This window comes from Pseudomonas sp. S3_B11, assembly GCF_054667715.1.
Genome location: NZ_CP162749.1, coordinates 4868820 through 4891503, shown reverse-complemented (window position 1 = coordinate 4891503; position 22684 = coordinate 4868820). Strand labels below are relative to the sequence as shown.

29 protein-coding genes and 1 riboswitch are annotated in these 22684 nt (G+C 61.3%); of the genes, 14 read left to right on the top strand and 15 right to left on the bottom strand.

Annotated features, from left to right (window positions below; translation table 11 throughout):
* Nucleotides 1-25: 25 nt before the first annotated feature.
* Genes AB4O22_RS22160 through AB4O22_RS22150 form a run of 3 tightly spaced genes read left to right on the top strand, consistent with a single transcriptional unit; the run spans nucleotide 26 to nucleotide 2002 of the window.
* On the top strand, nucleotides 26-466 hold the full coding sequence (locus tag AB4O22_RS22160) for a hypothetical protein (protein ID WP_223471501.1): 441 nt from the start codon (nucleotides 26-28) through the stop codon (nucleotides 464-466).
* A 2-nt stretch (nucleotides 467-468) separates the two neighbouring features.
* Entirely contained in the window at nucleotides 469-1092 is a 624-nt protein-coding gene (locus tag AB4O22_RS22155; RefSeq protein ID WP_460097174.1) for a superoxide dismutase, read from the top strand.
* A gap of 19 nt (nucleotides 1093-1111) precedes the next feature.
* The gene (locus AB4O22_RS22150; RefSeq protein WP_460097172.1) at nucleotides 1112-2002 is read left to right on the top strand and encodes a ZIP family metal transporter; all 891 of its coding nucleotides are present in this window, start codon (nucleotides 1112-1114) and stop codon (nucleotides 2000-2002) included.
* Between the two features lie 182 nt (nucleotides 2003-2184).
* Here the strand turns inward: AB4O22_RS22150 and AB4O22_RS22145 are convergent, their stop codons facing one another.
* From AB4O22_RS22145 to AB4O22_RS22100, 10 genes are all read right to left on the bottom strand, one after another.
* Complete coding sequence (locus AB4O22_RS22145; protein ID WP_003197843.1) at nucleotides 2185-2460, bottom strand: HPr family phosphocarrier protein; 276 nt, start codon at nucleotides 2458-2460, stop codon at nucleotides 2185-2187.
* A 15-nt stretch (nucleotides 2461-2475) separates the two neighbouring features.
* Entirely contained in the window at nucleotides 2476-3333 is an 858-nt protein-coding gene (gene rapZ, locus AB4O22_RS22140; protein WP_460097171.1) for an RNase adapter RapZ, read from the bottom strand.
* A 2-nt stretch (nucleotides 3334-3335) separates the two neighbouring features.
* On the bottom strand, nucleotides 3336-3800 hold the full coding sequence (gene ptsN / locus AB4O22_RS22135) for a PTS IIA-like nitrogen regulatory protein PtsN (RefSeq protein ID WP_003197847.1): 465 nt from the start codon (nucleotides 3798-3800) through the stop codon (nucleotides 3336-3338).
* Between the two features lie 11 nt (nucleotides 3801-3811).
* Nucleotides 3812-4120 (bottom strand): ribosome hibernation-promoting factor, HPF/YfiA family, encoded by a 309-nt coding sequence (gene hpf / locus AB4O22_RS22130; protein WP_003178005.1) that lies wholly within the window; start codon nucleotides 4118-4120, stop codon nucleotides 3812-3814.
* A 76-nt stretch (nucleotides 4121-4196) separates the two neighbouring features.
* Nucleotides 4197-5690, bottom strand: a complete 1494-nt coding sequence (locus tag AB4O22_RS22125; protein WP_003197849.1) for an RNA polymerase factor sigma-54 — start codon at nucleotides 5688-5690, stop codon at nucleotides 4197-4199.
* Between the two features lie 164 nt (nucleotides 5691-5854).
* Nucleotides 5855-6580 carry an LPS export ABC transporter ATP-binding protein gene (gene lptB, locus AB4O22_RS22120; RefSeq protein ID WP_003197851.1) on the bottom strand — a complete coding sequence of 242 codons (726 nt, stop codon included), beginning with the start codon at nucleotides 6578-6580 and terminating at the stop codon, nucleotides 5855-5857.
* The gene (gene lptA / locus AB4O22_RS22115; protein ID WP_223471499.1) at nucleotides 6580-7128 is read right to left on the bottom strand and encodes a lipopolysaccharide transport periplasmic protein LptA; all 549 of its coding nucleotides are present in this window, start codon (nucleotides 7126-7128) and stop codon (nucleotides 6580-6582) included. Before lptA ends, lptB begins: the two co-directional genes overlap by 1 nt.
* Nucleotides 7115-7684 (bottom strand): LPS export ABC transporter periplasmic protein LptC, encoded by a 570-nt coding sequence (gene lptC / locus AB4O22_RS22110; protein ID WP_003197854.1) that lies wholly within the window; start codon nucleotides 7682-7684, stop codon nucleotides 7115-7117. The genes lptA and lptC overlap by 14 nt, the downstream gene beginning before the upstream one ends.
* A 7-nt stretch (nucleotides 7685-7691) precedes the next feature.
* Nucleotides 7692-8216 carry a KdsC family phosphatase gene (locus AB4O22_RS22105; protein WP_014336638.1) on the bottom strand — a complete coding sequence of 175 codons (525 nt, stop codon included), beginning with the start codon at nucleotides 8214-8216 and terminating at the stop codon, nucleotides 7692-7694.
* Nucleotides 8217-9191 carry a KpsF/GutQ family sugar-phosphate isomerase gene (locus AB4O22_RS22100; RefSeq protein ID WP_038858725.1) on the bottom strand — a complete coding sequence of 325 codons (975 nt, stop codon included), beginning with the start codon at nucleotides 9189-9191 and terminating at the stop codon, nucleotides 8217-8219.
* A gap of 274 nt (nucleotides 9192-9465) precedes the next feature.
* Here AB4O22_RS22100 and AB4O22_RS22095 point away from each other — a divergent pair, with 274 nt between their 5' ends.
* The 10 genes from AB4O22_RS22095 (at nucleotide 9466) to hisC (ending at nucleotide 17569) form a co-directional block, all read left to right on the top strand.
* A complete protein-coding gene (locus AB4O22_RS22095; protein WP_003197859.1) occupies nucleotides 9466-10275 on the top strand; it encodes an ATP-binding cassette domain-containing protein in 810 nt (269 codons plus the stop codon).
* Nucleotides 10275-11072 carry a lipid asymmetry maintenance ABC transporter permease subunit MlaE gene (mlaE, locus tag AB4O22_RS22090; RefSeq protein WP_046063856.1) on the top strand — a complete coding sequence of 266 codons (798 nt, stop codon included), beginning with the start codon at nucleotides 10275-10277 and terminating at the stop codon, nucleotides 11070-11072. The genes AB4O22_RS22095 and mlaE overlap by 1 nt, the downstream gene beginning before the upstream one ends.
* Nucleotides 11072-11539: an outer membrane lipid asymmetry maintenance protein MlaD gene (gene mlaD / locus AB4O22_RS22085; protein WP_003178020.1), complete on the top strand. Its 468-nt coding sequence runs from the start codon at nucleotides 11072-11074 to the stop codon at nucleotides 11537-11539. Before mlaE ends, mlaD begins: the two co-directional genes overlap by 1 nt.
* An 11-nt stretch (nucleotides 11540-11550) precedes the next feature.
* Nucleotides 11551-12204, top strand: coding sequence for an MlaC/ttg2D family ABC transporter substrate-binding protein (locus AB4O22_RS22080; protein ID WP_003197862.1), 654 nt, complete (start codon nucleotides 11551-11553; stop codon nucleotides 12202-12204).
* 8 nt (nucleotides 12205-12212) lie between these two features.
* The gene (locus AB4O22_RS22075) at nucleotides 12213-12518 is read left to right on the top strand and encodes an STAS domain-containing protein (protein WP_003197864.1); all 306 of its coding nucleotides are present in this window, start codon (nucleotides 12213-12215) and stop codon (nucleotides 12516-12518) included.
* Nucleotides 12519-12633: 115 nt separating this feature from the next.
* Nucleotides 12634-12873, top strand: a complete 240-nt coding sequence (locus AB4O22_RS22070) for a BolA family protein (protein ID WP_003197866.1) — start codon at nucleotides 12634-12636, stop codon at nucleotides 12871-12873.
* A gap of 22 nt (nucleotides 12874-12895) precedes the next feature.
* On the top strand, nucleotides 12896-14161 hold the full coding sequence (gene murA / locus AB4O22_RS22065) for a UDP-N-acetylglucosamine 1-carboxyvinyltransferase (protein WP_018614024.1): 1266 nt from the start codon (nucleotides 12896-12898) through the stop codon (nucleotides 14159-14161).
* Between the two features lie 242 nt (nucleotides 14162-14403).
* Nucleotides 14404-15039, top strand: coding sequence for an ATP phosphoribosyltransferase (hisG, locus tag AB4O22_RS22060; protein WP_223471498.1), 636 nt, complete (start codon nucleotides 14404-14406; stop codon nucleotides 15037-15039).
* A 123-nt stretch (nucleotides 15040-15162) separates the two neighbouring features.
* Entirely contained in the window at nucleotides 15163-16515 is a 1353-nt protein-coding gene (gene hisD / locus AB4O22_RS22055) for a histidinol dehydrogenase (protein WP_223471497.1), read from the top strand.
* A gap of 1 nt (nucleotide 16516) precedes the next feature.
* On the top strand, nucleotides 16517-17569 hold the full coding sequence (hisC, locus tag AB4O22_RS22050) for a histidinol-phosphate transaminase (protein ID WP_003197873.1): 1053 nt from the start codon (nucleotides 16517-16519) through the stop codon (nucleotides 17567-17569).
* 185 nt (nucleotides 17570-17754) lie between these two features.
* On the opposite strand, the gene AB4O22_RS22045 is transcribed toward hisC, so the two are convergent.
* Nucleotides 17755-18288, bottom strand: a complete 534-nt coding sequence (locus AB4O22_RS22045; RefSeq protein WP_460097740.1) for a methyl-accepting chemotaxis protein — start codon at nucleotides 18286-18288, stop codon at nucleotides 17755-17757.
* A gap of 83 nt (nucleotides 18289-18371) precedes the next feature.
* Complete coding sequence (locus AB4O22_RS22040) at nucleotides 18372-18638, bottom strand: hypothetical protein (protein WP_223471496.1); 267 nt, start codon at nucleotides 18636-18638, stop codon at nucleotides 18372-18374.
* A gap of 127 nt (nucleotides 18639-18765) precedes the next feature.
* Here AB4O22_RS22040 and AB4O22_RS22035 point away from each other — a divergent pair, with 127 nt between their 5' ends.
* Nucleotides 18766-19581, top strand: coding sequence for a M48 family metallopeptidase (locus AB4O22_RS22035; RefSeq protein ID WP_003197877.1), 816 nt, complete (start codon nucleotides 18766-18768; stop codon nucleotides 19579-19581).
* A gap of 126 nt (nucleotides 19582-19707) precedes the next feature.
* On the opposite strand, the gene AB4O22_RS22030 is transcribed toward AB4O22_RS22035, so the two are convergent.
* From AB4O22_RS22030 to AB4O22_RS22020, 3 genes are all read right to left on the bottom strand, one after another.
* On the bottom strand, nucleotides 19708-20292 hold the full coding sequence (locus AB4O22_RS22030) for a TMEM165/GDT1 family protein (RefSeq protein ID WP_003197879.1): 585 nt from the start codon (nucleotides 20290-20292) through the stop codon (nucleotides 19708-19710).
* 88 nt (nucleotides 20293-20380) lie between these two features.
* A riboswitch (yybP-ykoY riboswitch) is annotated at nucleotides 20381-20503 on the bottom strand.
* A gap of 49 nt (nucleotides 20504-20552) precedes the next feature.
* Nucleotides 20553-21551, bottom strand: a complete 999-nt coding sequence (locus AB4O22_RS22025) for a class I SAM-dependent methyltransferase (protein ID WP_223471495.1) — start codon at nucleotides 21549-21551, stop codon at nucleotides 20553-20555.
* A 32-nt stretch (nucleotides 21552-21583) separates the two neighbouring features.
* On the bottom strand, nucleotides 21584-22549 hold the full coding sequence (locus AB4O22_RS22020; RefSeq protein WP_460097167.1) for a 2-hydroxyacid dehydrogenase: 966 nt from the start codon (nucleotides 22547-22549) through the stop codon (nucleotides 21584-21586).
* Nucleotides 22550-22684 lie beyond the last annotated feature (135 nt).

The following is a 22684-nucleotide window of genomic DNA, read 5'->3' as shown; positions in this document are numbered from 1 at the left end:
CCGACACCTGTGTGGAGGACTCATCATGGAACACTGGAAACGTACGATCGAACGGGCCAATCGCTGTTTCATGCTGGGCGAACTGGTAGACGCCCGCGAAGCCTACCTGCAAGCCCTGGCGCTGGCCCTGGTGCTGTTCGAGCGTTGGGCGGATGCCGACGAAGCCGTGGCCGCGTGCGTCGTCTCCCATCACAACCTGGCAGACCTGCACTTGCGCCTGAACCAGCCGGAGGAGAGCGCCGAGTATTTGTGCGCGATCCACCAACGGTTGTTGCAGACGATGCAGGACGAACGCCTGGCACCGGCCCTGCGCACCGCCGCACTGCGTCAGAGCCACAAGACCTATGTCGAACTGCTGAGTTTCATCAGCGAGCACGGTGAATACCCACGGACCCAACGCCTGCTGCACTGCAATGCCGCTACGCCCCGGCAGCGCAATGCCCCTCTTCATCATGGAGCTCATTGAACATGGCTTTTACCTTGCCTGCATTGCCCTACGCCTACGACGCCCTGGAACCGCACATCGATGCGCAAACCATGGAGATCCACTACACCAAGCATCACCAGACCTACATCAATAACCTCAACGCAGCGGTGGACGGCACCGAATACGCCGGGTGGCCTGTCGAAAAACTGGTGTCCAGTGTCGAGCAGTTGCCGGCAAGCCTGCAGGCCGCAGTGATCAACCAGGGCGGTGGTCATGCCAACCATTCGCTGTTCTGGGAAGTGATGACGCCCCGGGGCGGCGGCCAGCCCGATGGCGCCCTGGCGGCAGCGATCGAAGCGCAACTGGGCGGTATCGAGGGTTTCAAGGAAGCCTTCACCAAGGCAGCGCTGAGCCGTTTCGGCAGCGGCTGGGCCTGGTTGAGCGTGACCCCGCAAAAGACCCTGGTGGTGGAAAGCAGCGGCAACCAGGACAGCCCGCTGATGAAGGGCAACACGCCGATTCTTGGCCTGGACGTCTGGGAGCACGCCTATTACCTGCGCTACCAGAACCGCCGTCCGGAATACATCAGCGCCTTCTACAACGTGATCAACTGGCCCGAGGTCGCCCGGCGCTACCAGGTTGCGCTGACTTCGAGTCCTTCATGAAAGCAACCCAAGGCTGACTATGGATACTCAAACACTGGCGATTGGAAGCGGACGGATGTTCCGCTATGCCTTGGGGTCGTTGTTGCTGTTGGCCGGGATGACATTGTTGGTAGCCAAGGGCCTGGCATGGCTGGACCTGGAGCCCAGGCTGCTGCGGGCGCTCGAGGGCGGCGGGCTCTGCGCCTTGGGCACCGCGCTGGGGGCCGTGCCGGTGCTGGTCATCCGGCGCATGCCCCAGGCCGTCAGCGATTCGCTGCTGGGCTTCGGTGCCGGGGTGATGCTTGCGGCCACGGCGTTTTCGCTGATCGTGCCGGGCATTGCTGCGGCCGAGCAGTTGGGACTGACGCCTTGGGCGGCCAGCGGCCTCATCAGTTTCGGCATTCTATTGGGCGCGTTCGGGCTGTATCTGGTGGACCGCAAGATCTGCGCCTGTCCCGAAAGGTTGGTCGCGGCGCCAGGTCGTCCGATCATTGCGCCGCGAATCTGGTTGTTTGTGTTTGCCATCATTGCCCACAACATTCCCGAAGGCATGGCAGTGGGAGTGTCGGCGGGCGGCGGCATGCCGGATGCCGACAGCCTGGCGATGGGCATCGCCTTGCAGGATGTACCCGAAGGGCTGGTGATCGCGCTGGTGCTGGCTACGGCGGGGATGTCGCGGGCCAAGGCGTTCCTGATTGGCGCGGCGTCAGGGCTGGTCGAACCAGTGTTCGCGCTGCTGTGCGCCTGGTTGGTGAGCCTGGCCGAGATGCTCTTACCCCTGGGGCTCGCGCTGGCGGCTGGGGCGATGTTGCTGGTGGTGACTCACGAGGTCATTCCCGAATCCCGTCGCAATGGTCACGAGAAACTGGCGAGCCTGGGCCTGTTGGTGGGGTTTTGTCTGATGATGGTGCTGGATACGGCGTTGGCGTGACAAACGGCAGGCATTTAGGGTGATGTGATTTATCTGTGGCGAGGGAATCTGTGGGAGCAAAGCTTGCTCGCGATCCAGGCACCTCGGTTTTCTGAGTTACCGAGTCGCCTTCATCGCGAGCAAGCTTTGCTCCCACAAATGAATTCCCTTGCCACAATAAATCCGCCTTGGGATTTGGTCAGTTATTCGCCTTCGTCGAAGTATCTGTTGATCAGATCCACCAGGGCATCCATCGCCTCCTGTGCCTGTTCACCTTCGGTGTGCAGGTGGATCTTGGTGCCCTTGCCAGCGGCGAGCATCATCATCGCCATGATGCTTTTACCGTCGACCGCAGTCTCGGGTGTGCGGCCAACCCTGATGGTGGTGTCCTTGAACTGGCCTGCGACTCCGACGAACTTGGCCGACGCTCGGGCATGCAAACCCAGCTTGTTGATGATTTCAATTTCCTGAGCAGGCATCGCGATGTGAATCCTTTAGCTGAGGTCGCGGTGGCGAACCTGGACGTTCTTCAGGGATTGTTGCAGGAGTTGACCCAGGCGTTCGGTCAGGTAGACGGAGCGGTGATGGCCGCCGGTACAACCGATGGCGATCGTGACATAGGCACGGTTGCTCGCGGCAAAGCGGGGCAGCCATTTGAGCAGGTAGCTGGAGATGTCCTGGTACATTTCCTCGACATCCGGCTGGGCGGCCAGGTAGTCGATCACCGGTTGATCAAGCCCGGACTGCTCACGCAATTCCGGTTTCCAATAAGGATTGGGCAGGCAGCGCACATCGAACACCAGGTCGGCGTCTATGGGCATGCCACGCTTGAAACCGAACGACTCCACCAGGAACGCCGTGCCTGGCTCGGGTTGGTTGAGCAGGCGCAGCTTGATCGTGTCACGCAACTGATACAGGTTCAGATGCGTGGTGTTGACCTTCAGGTCCGCCAGGTCGGCGATCGGCCCCAGTAGCAGGCTTTCATCCTCGATGGCTTCGGCCAGGGAGCGGTTGGCATTGCTCAGTGGGTGGCGCCGGCGGGTTTCGGAGAAACGCTTGAGCAGTGTCTCTTCATCGGCATCCAGGTACAGCACGTCGCACTGGATATGCCGGCTGCGCACTTCCTCGAGCAGTTCAGGAAAACGCGACAGGTGGCTTGGCAGGTTGCGCGCATCGATGGACACCGCCACCAGCGGCTGCGCCAGCTCGGTGTGGATCAGGGCGCGCTCGGCCAGTTCCGGCAGCAGGCCGGCGGGCAAATTGTCGATGCAATAGTAGCCGCTGTCCTCAAGCACGTTGAGGGCCGTGCTTTTACCGGAGCCGGAGCGGCCACTGACAATGATCATGCGCATTTTTAATGACCGTTCTGCTCGTCCAGGACAACCTGGTACAACGCTTCATTGCTCGGTGCGCTGCGCAGTTTTTCGCGCACTTCCTTGCGGTCCAGCATGCTGGCAATCTGGCGCAGCAGCTCGAGGTGCGCATCGGTCGCCGCTTCCGGGACCAGCAATACAAACAGCAGGTCCACCGGGGCGCCGTCGATGGCGTCGAAATCTATAGCGGTTTCAAGGTGCAACAGCGCGCTGATCGGCGCGGCACAACCCTTGAGACGGCAGTGGGGAATGGCGATGCCGTTGCCAAAACCGGTGGAACCGAGTTTTTCACGGGCAACCAATGCCTCGAAGACGTCCTGCATTTCCAGATCCGGTACCTCGCGGTGGATCAGGTTGGCAATGTGTTCGAGGGCTTTCTTCTTACTGCCGCCCGGCGCGTTCACCTGGGAACGGCCGGGGGTCAGGATGGTTTCTAGTCGGATCATGGATTGGGGGGTTAACGACCGGTTGCGCCCTGGAGGAGGCTCTGGGTCTTTTCCTTATGCTTTTTGAGTTGGCGATCCAGCTTGTCGGTCAGCAGGTCAATCGCGGCATACATGTCTGTGTGCTCTGCGTTGGCAACCACTTCTCCGCCGGGGATATGCAGCGTGGCTTCGATTTTCTGCAGCAGCTTCTCGACGTTCATCGTGACTTGCACGTTGGTGATCTTGTCGAAATGCCTCTCCAATCGGTCGAGCTTTTCGCCGATGTAGGTGCGCAGGGGTTCGGTCACTTCCAGTTGGTGTCCACTGATGTTGACTTGCATACAGCTTCTCCTTCGTTGCCAGTGCATAAAGCGGCAGGCAGAAATGCCTGCCACTGGAACGCTGTGGCGTGGCCTGTTACATCAACCGCTTGCGTTCGCTCGAAGGCGCGATCCCGAGGGATTCGCGGTATTTGGCGACGGTACGGCGGGCCACCTGAATGCCTTGTGCCTCCAGTAAACCAGCGATCTTGCTGTCACTCAACGGCTTTTTCTGATTTTCCGCGGCCACCAGTTTTTTGATGATCGCGCGGATGGCCGTGGACGAGCATTCGCCGCCTTCGGAGGTGCTGACATGGCTGGAGAAAAAATATTTCAATTCATAGATACCCCGAGGGGTATGCATGAATTTCTGGGTGGTTACCCGGGAAATCGTCGACTCGTGCATACCCACTGCCTCGGCAATGTCATGCAGGACCAACGGTTTCATCGCTTCATCGCCGTACTCCAGGAAGCCGCGCTGATGCTCGACGATCTGGGTGGCAACTTTCATCAGGGTTTCGTTGCGGCTTTGCAGGCTCTTGATGAACCAGCGGGCTTCCTGCAACTGGTTGCGCATGAAGGTGTTGTCGGCGCTGGTGTCGGCGCGCTTCACAAAGCCGGCGTACTGGGCGTTGACCCGCAGCTTGGGCACCGACTCCTGGTTGAGCTCCACCAGCCAGCGATCATTGTGCTTGCGCACGATCACGTCGGGGACCACATATTCGGGCTCGGTGGATTCGATCTGCGAGCCGGGGCGCGGGTTGAGGCTCTGCACCAGTTCGATGACCTGGCGCAGCTCATCTTCCTTGAGCTTCATGCGGCGCATCAGTTGGCTGTAGTCGCGGCCGCCCAACAGGTCGATGTAATCGGTGACCAGTCGCTTGGCTTCGGCCAGCCATGGTGTCTTGGCGGACAACTGGCGCAGTTGCAGCAACAGGCACTCGCCCAGGTTGCGGGCACCGATGCCGGCCGGTTCGAACTGCTGGATGCGATGCAGGACGGCTTCGATCTCGTCCAGCTCGATGTCGAGCTCGGGATCGAAGGCTTCCAGGATTTCTTCGAGGGTCTCGTCCAGGTAGCCCTGGTTGTTGATGCAATCGATCAGGGTCACGGCGATCAGGCGATCGGTGTCGGACATCGGCGCCAGGTTCAACTGCCACAGCAGGTGGCTTTGCAGGCTTTCGCCAGCAGAGGTACGGGTGGTGAAGTCCCACTCGTCGTCATCGCTGCTCGGCAGGCTGCTGGCGCTGGTCTGGTAGACGTCTTCCCAGGCCGTGTCCACAGGCAGTTCGTTGGGGATGCGTTCGTTCCATTCGCCATCCTCGAGGTTGTCCACCGTCGGGGCGGTTTCCTGGTAGGCCGGTTCCGGGATTTCGGTGTTGGTCTTCTGCTCGACGTTGTCGGCCAGCGGATCGGTGTTGTCGAAGTCGTCGCCTTCTTCCTGGCGTTCGAGCATCGGATTGGACTCCAGGGCCTCCTGGATTTCCTGTTGCAGGTCCAGGGTCGACAATTGGAGCAGGCGGATGGCCTGTTGCAGCTGCGGTGTCATCGTCAGCTGCTGGCCCATTCTCAAGACTAGCGATGGTTTCATGGCAGGGGCTTAACACCTTATTCGCCGGCGCACATGCGCCATCCACTACAGGGCGCCGAGGCGCCAAACTTAAGCAAATTATATGCCTGAAACTGAAGTGTTTGCCTAGAGCGTCGCCATAATAAAATTAAACGACGCTCGGACAATTCGCCAGACACTTGTGCTTACAGGCGGAACTCATGGCCCAGATACACTTCCTTGACCAGGTCATTGGCCAGGATGGCTGCGGAGTCGCCTTCGGCGATCAGCTGGCCGTCGTTGACAATGTAGGCGGTTTCACAGATATCCAGCGTCTCGCGCACGTTGTGGTCGGTGATCAGCACGCCGATCCCCTTGGCCTTGAGGTGATGGATGATCTGCTTGATGTCGCCTACCGAGATCGGGTCCACGCCGGCGAACGGTTCGTCGAGCAGGATGAACTTCGGTGCGGTGGCCAGGGCGCGGGCGATTTCCACGCGCCGCCGCTCGCCGCCGGACAGGCTCATGCCCAGGTTGTCGCGAATGTGGCTGATGTGGAATTCCTGCAGCAGGCTTTCCAGCTCCTGGCGACGACCGGCCTTGTCGAGTTCCTTGCGGGTCTCGAGGATCGCCATGATGTTGTCGGCAACCGACAGTTTGCGGAAGATCGACGCTTCTTGCGGCAAATAGCCGATACCTGCCTTCGCCCGGCCGTGCATTGGCTGGTGGCTGACGTCCACGTCGTCGATCAGCACGCGACCCTGATCGGCCTGGACCAGGCCGACGATCATGTAGAAGCAGGTGGTCTTGCCCGCGCCGTTGGGGCCGAGCAGGCCGACGATCTGGCCGCTGTCGATGGACAGGCTGACATCACGCACGACTTGACGGCTCTTGTAGCTCTTGGCCAGGTGCTGAGCTTTCAGAGTTGCCATTACTGGGCCTTCTGCTCGTCGGTTTTCTTTTTCGGTTGGATCACCATGTCGATCCGCGGACGCGACTCGGTCACCTTGCTGCCGGTGGCGCGACCGGCGCTGGCCAGCTTCTTGACTGTGTCGTAGACGATTTTCTCGCCCTGGGTGACGTTGTTGTCCTTGTCGACGACCTTGGCGCGGTCGATCAGGACCACGCGATCCTGGGAGGCGTGGTACTGGATGGTTACCCCATAGCCCTGCACTGGCTTGGTATCGCCTGCGGTTTGCAGTTGCTCGAAATAGGCCAGGTTACCCACCGAGGTCACCACGTCGATGTCGCCGGACGGGGTGCGGGTGATGGTCACGGTATTGCCGGTGACCTTCATCGAGCCCTGGGTGATGATCACGTCGCCTTTATAGGTGGCAACGCCATTCTTGTCGTCGAGCTGGGCGTCGTCGGCCTGGATGCGGATAGGTTGGTCGCGGTCGTTGGGAAGAGCCCAGGCGCTCGCGCTTCCCAGTGCTGCGCCCAGACTGAGCAAAATAGGGAGGGTTTTAGCGAGCTTCATACTGTCCTCTTACGTTCGATAGCAGGTGTATCCTGCTTTCCTTCAAATACGCTTTCATTCCCGTGCCGGTCGATACACCCCCGGCGCCGTCGATTCTAACGGGTTGCTCGGTCTGCGCATATTCTTGCTGTGGGAACACGGTCATGCGCGTGCTGGTGATGATGGTCGTACGGTTTTTTTCGTCGGTTCGGGCGACGCGCACCGAGTCGATCAGTTCCACTTCGGTGCCGCCGGAATTGACTTCGGCGTGCTCGCTCTGCACGTGCCACGGAAACTCGGTGCCGCGGAACATGTTCAGATCGGGCTTGGTAACCAGCGTAATGTCAGTGGCTTTTACGTGGTCGACCTTGTCGGACGTCATCTCGTATTGCACCTTGCCGTCGGGCAGGTACTGCAGGGTATGCGTGTTGGTCGCGTACCAGTCGATCTTTTCCTCGACCTGGGCCGCAGGCTGGTCGAGAAACCGTTCGGGGCTGATGTTCCAGTAGCCCACCGCAGCAAAAATCGCCGCGATACAGCCGAACACCACGATGGTGCGAATCTTCTTGCTCAGCATAAATGGCTCACAGGTACGCGGCGTTGGCCGCTTCGAGGCGGCCCTGGGCGCGCAGGATCAGTTCACAGAATTCGCGGGCCGCACCTTCGCCGCCTCGCGCCGTGGTGACGCCGTGGGCATGCTCGCGGACGAAACTGGCCGCGTTGGCGACTGCCATGCCCAGGCCGACCCGGCGAATCACCGGCAGGTCTGGCAAGTCGTCACCGAGGTAGGCCACCTGTTCATAGCTTAGGTTGAGTTGACCGAGAAGCTCGTCCAGCACCACCAGTTTGTCTTCGCGCCCCTGGTAAAGGTGCGGGATGCCGAGGTTCTTCGCGCGCCGCTCGACCACCGGGGTCTTGCGGCCGCTGATGATAGCGGTCTGCACGCCGGCGGCCATCAACATCTTGATGCCTTGGCCGTCGAGGGTGTTGAACGTCTTGAACTCGCTGCCGTCTTCGAGGAAGTACAGGCGACCGTCGGTCAGCACGCCGTCCACGTCGAAAACCGCCAGCTTGATGGCTTGGCCACGTTGCAACAGGTCTGTGTTCATTTACATGACTCCCGCACGCAGCAGATCGTGCATGTTCAGGGCGCCCACCGGACGGTCTTCGTCGTCGACGACCACCAGGGCGCTGATCTTGTGGTCTTCCATGATTTTCAGGGCCTCGGCGGCGAGCATCTCGGCGCGGGCGGTCTTGCCGTGGGGCGTCATGACTTGCTCGATGGTGGCACTGTGGATGTCGATGGTGCGGTCCAGGGTGCGGCGCAGATCGCCGTCGGTGAAGATCCCGGCGAGCTTGCCGTCGACCTCCAGGACCACCGTCATGCCCAGCCCCTTGCGGGTCATTTCCATGAGCGCGTCCTTGAGCAGCGTGCCGCGCAGCACTTGTGGCAACTCCTGGCCAGCGTGCATTACGTTTTCGACTTTCAGCAGCAGGCGACGGCCGAGGGCGCCACCGGGATGGGAAAAGGCGAAATCTTCCGCGGTGAAGCCCCGGGCTTCCAGCAGCGCCACGGCCAGGGCGTCGCCCATGACCAGGGCAGCGGTGGTGGAGGAGGTCGGTGCCAGGTTCAGCGGGCAGGCTTCGTGTTCGACATGAACATTGAGGTTCACTTCGGCAGCCTTGGCCAGCGGCGAGTCCGGGTTGCCGGTCATGCTGATCAACTGGATGCCCAAGCGCTTGATCAGCGGCAGCAGCGTGATGATCTCATTGGTGGAGCCGGAGTTGGACAGGGCCAGGATGACGTCGTCCCGGGTGATCATGCCCATGTCCCCGTGGCTGGCTTCGGCCGGATGGACAAAAAAGGCCGTGGTGCCGGTGCTGGCGAGGGTGGCTGCGATCTTGTTGCCGATGTGCCCGGACTTGCCCATGCCGACCACGACCACGCGGCCTTTGCTGGCCAGAATCATCTCGCAGGCGCGTACGAAATCAGCGTCGATATGGGGCAGCAAGCCTTGCACGGCTTCGAGCTCGAGGCGGATGGTACGTTGTGCCGATTGAATCAGGTCGCTGGATTGGCTCATGTCAGAAATCGTATAGCCCGATGAAAAGGCGGCGATTATAGCGGCAATGAACAATTCCCTCACGTAAGTTCGTCATGCTTTGTTCGAGGGGCCGCAAGGTTCGACATAAAATGTGGCTTTTTACCTTAAACCAGGCTTAACAGGCGGGGCGTTGGCCTTGGGCGCTTGGCTGTTGCAGTGATATAGTTCGCCGCCGGTTCGTGTGCCCGGCGGTACCGGCGCTTGTCGGCTGCCCTGGGCATTCGAATGTGAGGCTGCATCGCAAGGAGTTTAGATGAGTGCCGACAACGCCTACGCGGTCGAGCTGAAGGGACTGTCCTTCAAGCGAGGGACGCGCAGCATTTTCAATGACATCGATATTCGCATTCCGCGCGGCAAGGTCACCGGCATCATGGGGCCTTCCGGGTGTGGCAAGACCACGCTGCTGCGGCTGATCGGGGCACAATTGCGCCCCAGCGCCGGCGAAGTCTGGGTCAATGGTCAGAACCTTCCCGAGTTGTCTCGCAGTGACCTGTTCGATGCGCGCAAGCACATGGGTGTGCTGTTCCAGAGTGGTGCGCTGTTTACCGATCTCGATGTGTTCGAGAACGTGGCGTTCCCGCTGCGGGTCCATACCGAGCTGCCGGAAGAGATGATCCGCGACATCGTCCTGCTCAAGTTGCAGGCCGTTGGGCTGCGGGGCGCCCTCGACCTGATGCCCGACGAGCTGTCCGGCGGCATGAAGCGCCGGGTCGCGTTGGCGCGGGCGATTGCCCTCGATCCGAAGATCCTCATGTACGACGAGCCCTTCGTCGGCCAGGACCCGATCGCCATGGGCGTGCTCGTGCGCCTGATCCGCCTGCTCAACGATGCGCTGGGCATCACCAGCATCGTGGTCTCCCACGACCTGGCCGAAACCGCGAGCATTGCCGACTACATCTATGTGGTTGGCGATAGCCAGGTGCTGGGGCAGGGCACGCCCCAGGAACTGGCGGATTCGGACAATCCGCGCATCCGCCAATTCATGAAGGGTGATCCGGACGGGCCGGTGGCGTTCCATTTTCCGGCCACGGATTACCGTACCGATCTGCTGGGGAAGCGCTGATGCGCAAGAAATCACTATTGGAAAGAATTCGCCTGTTCGGCCGTTCCGGCATCGATGTGGTGGCGGTACTGGGCCGTTCCTCGCTGTTCCTGATGCACGCCTTGCTCGGTCGCAACTCCACCGGCGGTGGTTTCGGCCTGCTGGTCAAGCAGTTGCACTCGGTGGGCGTGATGTCCCTGGTGATCATCGTGGTCTCCGGGATCTTCATCGGCATGGTCCTGGCGCTGCAAGGCTTCAGCATTTTGTCCAGCTATGGCTCGGAGCAGGCGGTCGGGCAGATGGTTGCGTTGACGCTGCTGCGTGAGCTCGGTCCCGTGGTAACGGCGCTGCTGTTCGCGGGGCGTGCGGGTTCGGCGCTGACCGCCGAAATCGGTAACATGAAGTCCACCGAGCAGTTGTCCAGCCTGGAAATGATCGGTGTCGACCCGCTCAAGTACATCATCGCCCCGCGCTTGTGGGCCGGTTTCATTTCCCTGCCGGTGCTGGCGATGATTTTCAGCGTCGTGGGGATCTGGGGCGGCTCGTGGGTGGCGGTAGACTGGCTGGGCGTCTATGAAGGTTCCTACTGGTCGAACATGCAAAACAGCGTCGACTTCCTCGACGATGTCCTCAATGGCGTGATCAAAAGTGCCGTATTCGCTTTCGTCGTGACCTGGATCGCCGTGTTTCAAGGCTATGACTGTGAGCCCACGTCAGAGGGGATCAGCCGTGCCACAACCAAGACCGTGGTGTACGCCTCGCTGGCGGTCCTGGGCCTTGACTTTATTCTGACCGCCTTGATGTTTGGAGATTTCTGATGCAAAACCGCACCCTGGAAATCGGTGTCGGCCTTTTCTTGCTGGCTGGCATCCTGGCTTTGCTGCTGCTGGCCCTGCGGGTCAGTGGGCTGGCGCCGACGGCAAGCACCGATACTTATAAACTTTATGCAAACTTTGACAATATCGCCGGTTTGACGGTCAGAGCCAAAGTGACCATGGCCGGTGTCACCATCGGCAAGGTCACGGCAATCGATCTGAATCGCGAGGATTTCACCGGTCGGGTGACGCTGCAGTTGGAAAAACGCGTGGATAACCTGCCGACTGATTCCACTGCATCTATCCTCACGGCTGGGCTGCTGGGTGAGAAGTACATTGGCATCAGCGTGGGTGGGGAAGATACCGTGCTCAAGGACGGTGGCGTTATCCACGACACGCAATCATCCCTGGTGCTCGAGGACCTGATCGGTAAATTCCTGCTCAATACCGTTAGCAAAGACGCCAAATGAGGAGCTTTTGAATGATCTCTATCTTGCGACGTGGCTTGTTGGTGCTGCTCGCCGCGCTGCCGTTGATGGCTAACGCCGTGGCTGCGCCTTCGGCCCATGACATCATCCAGGACACGACGACCCGGCTGTTGGCGGACCTTTCCGCCAACAAAGAGAAATACAAGCAGGACCCCAGCGCGTTCTATGACGCACTGAACGGCATTGTCGGCCCCGTGGTGGACGCCGATGGCATCTCCAAGAGCATCATGACCGTCAAGTACTCGCGCAAGGCCAGCCCGGCGCAGATGACCCGGTTCCAGGAGAACTTCAAGCGCAGCCTGATGCAGTTCTATGGCAACGCCTTGCTTGAATACAACAACCAGGGCATCACCGTTTCGCCGGCCAAGGACGAAAGCGGCACCCGCACCAGCGTCGACATGCAGGTCAAAGGCAACAACGGCGCGATCTATCCTGTGTCCTACACACTCGAGAAAATCAACGACGAGTGGAAGGTGCGCAACGTGATCATCAATGGCATCAACATCGGCAAGCTGTTCCGTGATCAGTTCGCCGACGCGATGCAGCGCAATGGCAACGACCTGGACAAGACCATCAACGGTTGGGCCGGTGAGGTCGCCAAGGCCAAGGAAGTGGCCGAAGATGCCAAAGAGAAGCAGGCACAATGATCGAGTCGGTGAGTGAGTCCGCCGTTCGTCTGGGTGAGGCTGGCGTGCTGATGCTCAGCGGCGTGCTGGATTACCGCACCGGCCCGGCCCTGCGCAAGGAGGGCCAGGCACTGATCAAGTCCGTCAGTGCCGCCGAGGTGGTCATTGACTGCTCGGCGGTGCAGAAGTCCAGCAGCGTCGGCCTGTCGCTGCTGCTGTGCTTCATGCGGGACGCCAAGGCTGCCGGCAAAACGTGGAGCATCCGTGGGATGCCCGAAGACATGCGCGAAATAGCCCAGGTCAGCGAACTGACCGAGTTGTTGGCGCACCCCTGACCCACATTGTTGGAAAAGTCCCCCCGTCAGAGTCCTGCTTCGCGGGGTTCGCAGGCGCGGGGCTTTTTTGTATGATGTGCGACCCGCGCGCACAGGGCGCCGATTGAGGTTGAGCATGCAGGCTGTAGAAGTGAAGAGCTTCCTAGAAGGAAAGCTGCCTGGTACGCAGGTGGAAGTTGAAGGCGAAGGCTGCAACTTCCAGTTGAACGTGATCAGCGATGAACTGGCGACGTTGAGCCCAGTGAAGCGTCAGCAGAGCATCTATGCCCATTTGAACCCATGGATCGCCGATGGCAGCATCCACGCGGTCACGATGAAATTTTTCAGCCGCGCGGCCTGGGCCGAGCGCACCTGAGCCCAAGGGCCTCGAGATTCTTATGGATAAACTGATTATTACCGGCGGCGTTCGTCTTGATGGCGAAATCCGTATTTCCGGGGCAAAGAACTCCGCCCTGCCGATCCTCGCCGCGACCCTGCTGTGCGATGGCCCGGTGACCGTGGCCAACCTGCCGCACCTGCACGACATCACCACGATGATCGAGCTGTTCGGCCGCATGGGCATTGAGCCTGTGATCGACGAGAAGCTCAGCGTCGAAATCGACCCACGCACCATCAAGACCTTGATCGCCCCGTACGAACTGGTTAAGACCATGCGTGCGTCGATCCTGGTACTGGGTCCGATGGTCGCCCGTTTCGGTGAAGCCGAAGTCGCCTTGCCTGGCGGTTGCGCCATTGGCTCGCGTCCGGTGGACCTGCACATCCGCGGCCTGGAAGCCATGGGCGCGGTGATCGACGTCGAAGGCGGCTACATCAAGGCCAAGGCGCCGGAGGGCGGTTTGCGCGGCGCGCACTTCTTCTTCGATACCGTCAGCGTGACCGGCACCGAGAACATCATGATGGCCGCCGCACTGGCCAAGGGCCGCAGCGTGCTGCAAAACGCCGCGCGCGAGCCTGAAGTGGTCGACCTGGCGAACTTTCTGATCGCCATGGGCGCCAAGATCAGCGGCGCTGGCACCGATACCATCACCATCGATGGCGTCGAGCGCCTGCATTCGGCCACCTACAAAGTGATGCCGGACCGGATCGAAACCGGCACCTACCTGGTGGCCGCTGCGGTCACCGGTGGTCGCGTCAAGGTCAAGGATACCGATCCGACCATCCTTGAAGCCGTCCTGGAGAAACTCAAGGAAGCCGGTGCCGAAGTCACCTGCGGCGAAGACTGGATCGAAGTGAACATGCACGGCAAGCGGCCAAAAGCCGTCAACGTGCGGACCGCTCCGTACCCGGCGTTCCCGACCGACATGCAGGCGCAGTTCATCTCCCTCAACGCCATTGCCGAAGGCACGGGCGCTGTGATCGAGACGATCTTCGAAAACCGTTTCATGCACGTCTACGAACTGCACCGCATGGGCGCCAAGATCCAGGTCGAAGGCAACACGGCCATTGTTACCGGCACCGAGAAGCTCAAGGGCGCGCCAGTGATGGCCACCGACCTGCGGGCCTCGGCCAGCCTGGTCATCTCGGCCCTGGTTGCCGAAGGCGATACCCTGATCGATCGCATCTACCACATCGACCGTGGCTATGAGTGCATCGAAGAAAAACTGCAGATGCTCGGCGCCAAGATCCGCCGCGTACCGGGCTAATTGGAAAGTGACTGCGCGGCGATCAGGCAAGGCGAAAACAGGCGAGGAAGCGGAGTTGACTGATTGTCAATGAGCATTCCGAGCCTGTTTTCACGCAGTATGATCGTCGCGCAGGCACTTTCCGTGGGCACAAGGATGTGTCCGTTGATTTTGTTTCACATCGAGGGTGTTTGCACCCTCGATGTGTGTCCGGCGCCGCTTGCGACCGGGCATGAGTACCTTGATAAGGACTGACGTTTCCCATGTTGACCATCGCACTGTCCAAGGGCCGCATCCTTGACGACACCCTGCCGCTTCTGGCTGAAGCGGGCATCGTGCCGACCGAGAATCCGGACAAAAGCCGCAAGCTGATCATCCCCACGACCCAGGCCGACGTGCGCTTGCTGATCGTGCGTGCCACCGATGTGCCGACCTACGTGGAACATGGCGCCGCCGACCTGGGCGTTGCCGGCAAGGACGTTCTGATGGAATACGGCGGCCAGGGCCTGTACGAGCCCCTGGACCTGCAGATCGCCCGCTGCAAGCTGATGACCGCTGGTAGAGTTGGCGCGCCGGAGCCCAAGGGGCGTTTGCGCGTGGCGACCAAGTTCGTCAATATTGCCAAGCGTTATTACGCCGAGCAGGGCCGTCAGGTCGATATCATCAAGTTGTACGGTTCGATGGAGCTGGCGCCGCTGATCGGCCTGGCGGACAAGATCATCGACGTGGTCGACACCGGCAACACCCTGCGGGCCAATGGCCTGGAACCCCAGGATTTCATCGCCGACATCACCTCCCGGCTGATCGTCAACAAGGCTTCGATGAAAATGCAGCACGCCCGTATCCAGGCTCTGATCGATACCCTGCGCAAGGCAGTGGAATCGCGACACCGCGGCTGATTCACCTGCGCGACCTTGAGTCGCGCCCGTCTATCCGTGTCATAGCCAATTTTCTCAGGTGCCCACGCGAATGGACTGGTAGCTTAGGGCGCCTGAGCATTTGCCATTAATGAGGCCCTCGCTATGACCGCTCCCACTTCGATTCGCCGACTCAACGCTGCCGACCCGGATTTCGCACATCATCTGGATCATCTGCTGAGCTGGGAAAGCGTGTCTGACGACTCGGTCAATCAGCGGGTGCTGGACATCATCAAGGCTGTGCGCGAGCGTGGCGATGCTGCCCTGGTGGAATTCACCCAGAAGTTCGACGGCCTGCAAGTGGCGTCCATGGCCGACCTGATCCTGCCGCGCGAGCGCCTGGAACTGGCCCTGACCCGGATCACCGTGCCCCAGCGCGAAGCCTTGGAAAAGGCCGCGTCCCGGGTGCGCGACTATCACGAAAGGCAGAAACAGGACTCCTGGAGCTACACCGAAGCCGACGGCACGGTGCTGGGACAGAAGGTCACGCCGCTGGACCGCGCCGGCCTGTACGTGCCGGGCGGCAAGGCGTCCTATCCGTCCTCGGTGCTGATGAACGCCATCCCGGCCAAGGTCGCCGGCGTGACCGAAGTGGTCATGGTCGTCCCGACCCCGCGCGGTGAAATCAACGAACTGGTGCTGGCCGCCGCCTGCATCGCCGGTGTGGACCGGGTGTTCACCATCGGCGGTGCCCAGGCCGTGGCTGCGCTGGCCTATGGCACCGAAAGCGTGCCGCGGGTCGACAAGGTGGTCGGGCCGGGCAACATCTATGTCGCCACCGCCAAGCGCCACGTGTTTGGCCAGGTTGGCATCGACATGATCGCCGGCCCTTCGGAAATCCTCGTGGTGTGCGACGGCCAGACCGACCCGGACTGGATCGCCATGGACCTGTTTTCCCAGGCTGAGCACGACGAAGACGCCCAGGCGATCCTGGTCAGCCCGGACGCCGAGTTCCTCGACAAGGTCGCGGCCAGCATCGACAAGCTGCTGCCGACCATGGACCGCGCCGAGATCATCAATACGTCGATCAATGGCCGTGGCGCGCTGATCAAGGTCCGCGACATGGAGCAGGCCATCGAAGTCGCCAACCGTATCGCGCCGGAACACCTGGAATTGTCGGTCGCCGACCCGCAGGCCTGGTTGCCGCAGATCCGTCACGCCGGTGCGATCTTCATGGGACGCCACACCAGTGAGGCCCTGGGTGACTACTGCGCAGGCCCCAACCACGTGCTGCCGACTTCCGGTACCGCGCGCTTCTCGTCGCCGCTGGGGGTGTATGACTTCCAGAAACGTTCGTCGATCATCTTCTGCTCTGAGCAGGGCGCCTCCGAACTGGGCAAGACCGCTTCGGTGCTGGCCCGTGGCGAATCGCTGAGCGCCCACGCGCGCAGTGCCGAGTACCGCATTCTTGATGAGCCATCCATTGACGAGCCATCCGTTGAACGGCAGGGGAACTGAAATGAGTAAATTCTGGAGCCCGTTCGTCAAGAACCTGGTGCCCTACGTGCCGGGTGAACAGCCGAAGCTGACCCGGCTGGTCAAGCTCAATACCAACGAGAACCCCTACGGCCCATCGCCCAAGGCCTTGGCGGCCATGCAGACCGAGTTGAACGACAACCTGCGCCTGTACCCGGATCCCAACAGTGACCTGCTGAAAGGCGCCGTGGCCCGATATTACGGCGTGCAGAGCAACCAGGTGTTCCTGGGTAATGGCTCGGATGAAGTGCTGGCGCACATTTTTCACGGCCTGTTGCAGCACGACCAGCCGCTGTTGTTCCCGGACATCAGCTACAGCTTCTATCCCGTGTATTGCGGACTGTACGGCATCCAGTTCGATGCGGTGCCGCTGGATGAGCAATTCCGGATCGACCCGGCAGACTACGCCAAACCCAATGGCGGGATCATTTTCCCCAACCCGAACGCGCCGACCGGCTGCCTGCTGGCGCTGGAAGCGGTCGAGCAGATCCTCAAGGCCAGCCCGGATTCGGTGGTGGTGGTCGACGAGGCCTATATCGACTTCGGCGGCGAGACGGCCATCAGCCTGGTGGATCGCTATCCGAACCTGCTGGTGACCCAGACCCTGTCCAAGTCCCGCTCCCTGGCGGGGCTGCGCGTGGGCCTGGCGGTGGGCCATCCGGACCTGATCGAAGCGCTGGAGCGGATCAAGAACAGCTTCAACTCCTATCCGCTGGATCGCCTGGCGAATGTCGGCGGCGCGGCGGCGTTCGACGACCGCGAGCATTTCGACCGGACCTGCCAGTTGGTCATCGAGCACCGTGAATGGGTCGTGGCCCAACTGCAAGCCAAGGGCTTTGAAGTGCTGCCCTCTGCGGCCAACTTCATCTTCGCCCGCCACCCTCGGCACGATGCGGCAGGGTTGGCGGCGAAACTGCGGGAGCAGGGGGTGATCGTGCGGCACTTCAAACAGGAGCGGATTGCCCAGTTCCTGCGGATCAGCATCGGCACACCGGAGCAGAACCAAGCGCTGGTAGAAGCCCTCGGCGAACTCTAAACCCCTGCATTGAACCTGTGGGAGTCTGTGGGAGCAAAGCTTGCTCGCGATAGCGGTTTTGTTGTCCGTGACGACGCCATCGCGAGCAAGCTTTGCTCCCACAGTTGTTCTGCTGCGTTCACAAATCGGCATGCCACCGCCCATCCCCCTGTGGGAGCGAGCTTGCTCGCGATGGGGCCTTTGGATCAGACCCTGAACTGATTGATCAACCGCCGCTGCTGCTCCGCCAGTTTGGTCAACCCGGCGCTGGCCGCGCTGGACTCGTCGGCGCCGCTGGCGATCTGGGTGTTCATGTCGTTGATCACCGACACGGCCTGGGTGATCGTTTCCAGGGCCTGGGCCGCTTTCGCCGCATGCTGCACGCTTTCGTCGGTACGGTTCTGGCTGTCTTCCATCACCCGCACCACATCCCGAGTGCCTTGTTGCAATTGTTGGATCATCGTCTGGATTTCTTCGGTCGCCTGCTGCGTCTTTTGCGCCAGGTTGCGCACTTCATCGGCGACTACCGCGAAACCACGGCCCTGTTCACCGGCCCGGGCGGCTTCGATGGCGGCGTTGAGGGCCAGCAGGTTGGTCTGCTCGGCGATCCCGCGGATGGCGGTGAGGATCGCGTTGATGTTCTCGCTGTCCTTGGCCAGGGTCTGCACCACGCCCACCGCCTTGCCGATTTCCACGGTCAGGGCACCGATGGAGGTGGCGGTGTCCCGCACGATCTGCATGCCCTGGCTGGCAGCCTGGTCTGCATGGCTGGCGGCCTGGGCGGCTTGGGTCGCGTTGCGGGCCACGTCCTGGGCGGTGGCGGTCATTTCGTGCACGGCAGTGGCGACCTGATCGATCTCCGACATCTGCTTGTGCACACCCAGCGGGCGTTGGTCTCGCCGATGCCGAATGGCATGTACACCTCGATATGCCCGTGTTCTTCGTCGATGTCATAGCGCACTTCGCCGTCGTACAACTTGCCATCGGCGGCCACGAGCATGTCCTGGATGAAGTTCACTGACAGGTCGGCGCCGACGATGCCCTGGAACTTGCCATCGATCATGATCGGTTCGATGAACGAGGCGAGCATGTGCGTGGGTGTCGCAAATGAACTGTGTAGGGTCTGTCCGAAAAATCTGTAATCCCTCGTTCTGTATCTGGCGCCGATACAAATCAAGGCCTAGGATACGCCCACGTTTCCAGGGAGCTTCTTTTACATGAACAAGACATTGATGGTGAGTGCTCTGAGCGCGGCTCTGCTGCTCACCGGTTGCCAGTCGGTCAATACCACCAGCGGCGGAGCCGTGGGCGTGGAACGCAAGCAGTACATGTTCAGCATGCTGTCGACCGATGAGGTCAACCAGATGTACGCCCAGTCCTACCAGAAAACCATGGGTGAGGCGAAAGCCCAGGGCGCGCTGGACAAGACCAGTAACGATGCCAAGCGCATCCAGGTCATTGCCGACCGCTTGATCGCCCAGGCACCTGTGTTCCGCCCGGATTCGGCGCAGTGGAACTGGGAAGTGAACCTGATCAAGAGCGATGAGCTCAACGCCAATTGCGGTCCTGGCGGCAAGATCATGTTCTACACCGGCCTGATCGACCAGTTGAAGCTGACCGACGCTGAAATCGCCGCGATCATGGGCCACGAAATCGCCCACGCCCTGCGCGAGCACGGGCGCGAAGCGATGTCCAAGGCCTATGGCATCGAGATGGCCAAGCAGGGCGCTGGCGCCTTGTTCGGCCTGGGCCAGGACAGCCTGGCGTTGGCCGACACCGTCGCCAACTACGGCATGACCTTGCCCAACAGCCGCGGCAACGAGAACGAAGCCGACCTGATCGGCCTCGAACTGGCCGCCCGCGCCGGCTACGACCCGAACGCGGCGATCACCTTGTGGAACAAGATGGCCAAGGCCTCGGAAGGCGCACCGCCGGAGTTCATGAGCACCCACCCGTCCTCGAGCAGCCGTATCGCTTCGTTGCAGGCGGCGATTCCGAAGGTGATGCCGCTTTATCAGCAGGCCAAGAAGTAAGCATCGTTGTGGGAGCAAAGCTTGCTCGCGACAGGGGCGACGCAGACTTCAATCGGACCGCGTCATCGTTTATCGCGAGCAAGCTATGCTCCCACGGCTATCCTCTGCCCAAGGTGTGACACAGGGTCAAACCCACCCACTACTCTGCATCGCCTTGTACACCGCCACGATCGCCAGGACGAAGAATGCCGAGGCGGCCAGGCGACGGATCAGGGTCAGGGGCAGCTTCTCGGCGGCGAAATTGCCCGCCAGGACCACCGGCACGTTGGCAATCAACATGCCCACGGTGGTGCCGATGATTACCAACCACAACTCCGGGTATTGCGCGGCGAGCATTACTGTGGCGATCTGCGTCTTGTCGCCGATTTCCGCCAGGAAGAACGCAATCAGCGTGGTCAGGAACGGTCCGAACTTGCGGGCCGTGTTTGCTTCCTCATCGTCCAGTTTGTCCGGGACCAGGGTCCACAGCGCCGTGGCCGTGAAGCTTGCCGCCAGTATCCAGTGCAACACCGCATTGGAGAAAAATCCGCTGACCCAGGCCCCTACCGCCCCGGCGGCGGCGTGGTTGGCGAGTGTTGCGGCAATGATGCCGGCGATGATCGGCCAGGGTTTTCGAAAGCGAGCGGCCAGTATAAGCGCGAGCAATTGCGTCTTGTCGCCGATTTCGGCCAGCGCAACGATAGCAGTAGGTACGAGGAGTGAGTCCAGCATCAGGAATTCCTAAAGGGGCGGGTCGACACGGCTATGACACGTACAGCCTTCCCGCCCCGGGTAAGGTGTGCGTGTCATAGGTCTTGTCAAACCCAGCGACCATCTGCGTGGACGCTTGGGCCGCATACGCCATGGTCTGCTGACCAAGTATGTTGACGTATGCCGGGCGAGCATGGCGCTCGCGGGAGACTACTCCCCTAGGACGGAGCGGATTCTGCCTAGGCAAATCCGATTGAGCAAGTGCTGTTGCCTAAAAGATTTCAACCGCGCTTGGCCCGATAGATGCGAAAGCCCTGGCCTTCGGCCTTGATGGCGCAGACGCCCAGATGCTCCTCGATCAGTGGCTGGTATTTGAGGAAGCTATTGGCAACAAGCCGCAGTTCGCCGCCGTTTTTCAGATGTTTGGCTGCTTTTCGCAGCAGGTTTTCCGTGGCGTGGTAATCGGTATGCACGCCGACATGGAACGGTGGGTTGCTCAGGATCGCGCTCAAGCCCATCGGTGCGGCGTCGATGCCGTCACCGGTCAGCACGTCGGCCTCCAGGCCGTTGGCGGCCAGGGTCAGGCGACTGCTGGCGGCGGCAAATGCGTCCACGTCCAACAGGGTGACGGTGTTGTGCGGATAGCGCCGCTTGACCGCCGCCCCCAGCACCCCGGCACCGCAGCCGAAGTCCAGCAAATGCCCGCTGGGCAGTTTATCCAGGTGTTCCAACAGCAGCGCACTGCCGCGGTCCAGGCGACCGTGGCTGAACACCCCCGGCAGGCTGATGACCTTCAACGGGCCTTCGGCCAGGGGTAATTCGTAGGTCTGGGCCAGGCTTTCCAGTGGCGTGGCCTCGGGCGCGTTGGCGACGGTGACCTGCCACAGTTGGCAATGCCGCGCGCTGTCGAGCTTGCGTGGCTTGCCGAACGGGTTGAGCTGTTTGGACGCGCCTTCGATGCCGCTGCGTTTTTCCCCCACAAGGTACACCTCGCGACCGGCCAGGCGCGCCGCCACGGCATTGAGGATGTAGTCGGTCAGGTCCTTGGCCTTGGGCAGGAACACCACGGCTGTGTCGAACCCACGCTCGGGTACGTTCACGCCAAAGTGGCTGCGCTCGGGGAAGCGAGCCTCCAGCGCTGCCTGATCTCCAGCATGCCAGCACCAGCCATGGGCCTCGGGCAAACGGCCGAGCAGGTCATCGGCGGGCAGGCCGGCCAACAACACCGAGCCCTGGAATAACTCGGCCTGACGAAGCAGTACTTCACTGCGCGGATCCATGGTCTGCTCCTTGAAAAAAGTGCGGCAGTTTATCAACTGACGACACGCCGCGCTGTACCGCTGAAAAAGCCCTGGGCGTTTTCGCTCATTTGCCCGACGATCCGTTGCCGCGCCTCGCGGCTGCCCCAGGCGTTATGTGGCGTGACGATCAACCGTGGAATATCGCCGGCCAGCAGCGGGTTGCCTTGGGCCGGCGGCTCCACGCTGAGCACGTCGGTGGCGGCGCCCCCCAAGTGACCGCTGCGCAGGGCTTCGGCCAGGGCCTGTTCGTCAATCAGGCCGCCACGGGCAGTGTTGACCACGAATGCACCGGGCTTGAGCTGCGCCAGTTCGCGGGCGCCGATGAAGTTCCGGGTGTGCTCGTTGAGCGGGCAGTGCAGGGTCAACGCATCGACTTGCGGCAACAACTGTTCCAGCGGCAAGCGGTCGGGGCGGGCCGGGCGCCCGGGGATCTGCCCCAGCAGCACACGCATGCCAAAGGCTTCGGCCAGCCGCCCGACGGCACTGCCCAATTCACCATGGCCCAGCAAGCCCAGGGTCTTGCCTTCCAGTTCGACAATCGGATAGTCCAGCAGGCAGAACTGCGAAGCCTGTTGCCAGCGACCGTCACCCACCGCTTTTTGATAATCGGCCAGGCGCGTCGCCAGGTTCAGCAACAGCATGATCGTATGTTGGGCCACTGACGGTGTGCCATAGCCCTGGCAATTGCACACGGTGATGCCGTGGCTGCGGGCGGCGGCCAGGTCGACATTGTTGGTGCCGGTGGCGCTGATCAGGATCAGCTTCAGTTCGGGGCTGGCCGCCATGGCCTGTGCATCGATCACGATCTTGTTGGTGATCGCCACGGTGGCGCCCTTGAGCCGCTCGATGACCTGGTCCGGCGTGGTCCGGGCGAACAGTTGCAGGTCGCTGAAGCAGTTGCGCAGCGGGCCCAGGTCCAGATCGCCGAGGTCCAGGGAAGGGTGGTCGAGGAAGACTGCGCGGGCGGTGTTCGTCATCAGCTGTACCTTTTATGTGAAGAACCGAAGGCGTAATGTGGCGAGCCTATCAGATGTGTGTGGGAGCAAGCTTTGCTCCCACACAGCCCCCTCACTGCACAGTTGATGTTTGTTTCGAGATTGCGTTAGCCAAGG

Coding starts and splice junctions, on each gene's coding strand:
- AB4O22_RS22160 (WP_223471501.1), top strand. CDS start 26: ATGGAACACTGGAAACGTACGATCGAACGGGCCAATCGCTGTTTCATG.
- AB4O22_RS22155 (WP_460097174.1), top strand. CDS start 469: ATGGCTTTTACCTTGCCTGCATTGCCCTACGCCTACGACGCCCTGGAA.
- AB4O22_RS22150 (WP_460097172.1), top strand. CDS start 1,112: ATGGATACTCAAACACTGGCGATTGGAAGCGGACGGATGTTCCGCTAT.
- AB4O22_RS22145 (WP_003197843.1), bottom strand. CDS start 2,460: ATGCCTGCTCAGGAAATTGAAATCATCAACAAGCTGGGTTTGCATGCC.
- rapZ (WP_460097171.1), bottom strand. CDS start 3,333: ATGCGCATGATCATTGTCAGTGGCCGCTCCGGCTCCGGTAAAAGCACG.
- ptsN (WP_003197847.1), bottom strand. CDS start 3,800: ATGATCCGACTAGAAACCATCCTGACCCCCGGCCGTTCCCAGGTGAAC.
- hpf (WP_003178005.1), bottom strand. CDS start 4,120: ATGCAAGTCAACATCAGTGGACACCAACTGGAAGTGACCGAACCCCTG.
- AB4O22_RS22125 (WP_003197849.1), bottom strand. CDS start 5,690: ATGAAACCATCGCTAGTCTTGAGAATGGGCCAGCAGCTGACGATGACA.
- lptB (WP_003197851.1), bottom strand. CDS start 6,580: ATGGCAACTCTGAAAGCTCAGCACCTGGCCAAGAGCTACAAGAGCCGT.
- lptA (WP_223471499.1), bottom strand. CDS start 7,128: ATGAAGCTCGCTAAAACCCTCCCTATTTTGCTCAGTCTGGGCGCAGCA.
- lptC (WP_003197854.1), bottom strand. CDS start 7,684: ATGCTGAGCAAGAAGATTCGCACCATCGTGGTGTTCGGCTGTATCGCG.
- AB4O22_RS22105 (WP_014336638.1), bottom strand. CDS start 8,216: ATGAACACAGACCTGTTGCAACGTGGCCAAGCCATCAAGCTGGCGGTT.
- AB4O22_RS22100 (WP_038858725.1), bottom strand. CDS start 9,191: ATGAGCCAATCCAGCGACCTGATTCAATCGGCACAACGTACCATCCGC.
- AB4O22_RS22095 (WP_003197859.1), top strand. CDS start 9,466: ATGAGTGCCGACAACGCCTACGCGGTCGAGCTGAAGGGACTGTCCTTC.
- mlaE (WP_046063856.1), top strand. CDS start 10,275: ATGCGCAAGAAATCACTATTGGAAAGAATTCGCCTGTTCGGCCGTTCC.
- mlaD (WP_003178020.1), top strand. CDS start 11,072: ATGCAAAACCGCACCCTGGAAATCGGTGTCGGCCTTTTCTTGCTGGCT.
- AB4O22_RS22080 (WP_003197862.1), top strand. CDS start 11,551: ATGATCTCTATCTTGCGACGTGGCTTGTTGGTGCTGCTCGCCGCGCTG.
- AB4O22_RS22070 (WP_003197866.1), top strand. CDS start 12,634: ATGCAGGCTGTAGAAGTGAAGAGCTTCCTAGAAGGAAAGCTGCCTGGT.
- murA (WP_018614024.1), top strand. CDS start 12,896: ATGGATAAACTGATTATTACCGGCGGCGTTCGTCTTGATGGCGAAATC.
- hisG (WP_223471498.1), top strand. CDS start 14,404: ATGTTGACCATCGCACTGTCCAAGGGCCGCATCCTTGACGACACCCTG.
- hisD (WP_223471497.1), top strand. CDS start 15,163: ATGACCGCTCCCACTTCGATTCGCCGACTCAACGCTGCCGACCCGGAT.
- hisC (WP_003197873.1), top strand. CDS start 16,517: ATGAGTAAATTCTGGAGCCCGTTCGTCAAGAACCTGGTGCCCTACGTG.
- AB4O22_RS22045 (WP_460097740.1), bottom strand. CDS start 18,288: ATGCAGATCGTGCGGGACACCGCCACCTCCATCGGTGCCCTGACCGTG.
- AB4O22_RS22040 (WP_223471496.1), bottom strand. CDS start 18,638: ATGCTCGCCTCGTTCATCGAACCGATCATGATCGATGGCAAGTTCCAG.
- AB4O22_RS22035 (WP_003197877.1), top strand. CDS start 18,766: ATGAACAAGACATTGATGGTGAGTGCTCTGAGCGCGGCTCTGCTGCTC.
- AB4O22_RS22030 (WP_003197879.1), bottom strand. CDS start 20,292: ATGCTGGACTCACTCCTCGTACCTACTGCTATCGTTGCGCTGGCCGAA.
- AB4O22_RS22025 (WP_223471495.1), bottom strand. CDS start 21,551: ATGGATCCGCGCAGTGAAGTACTGCTTCGTCAGGCCGAGTTATTCCAG.
- AB4O22_RS22020 (WP_460097167.1), bottom strand. CDS start 22,549: ATGACGAACACCGCCCGCGCAGTCTTCCTCGACCACCCTTCCCTGGAC.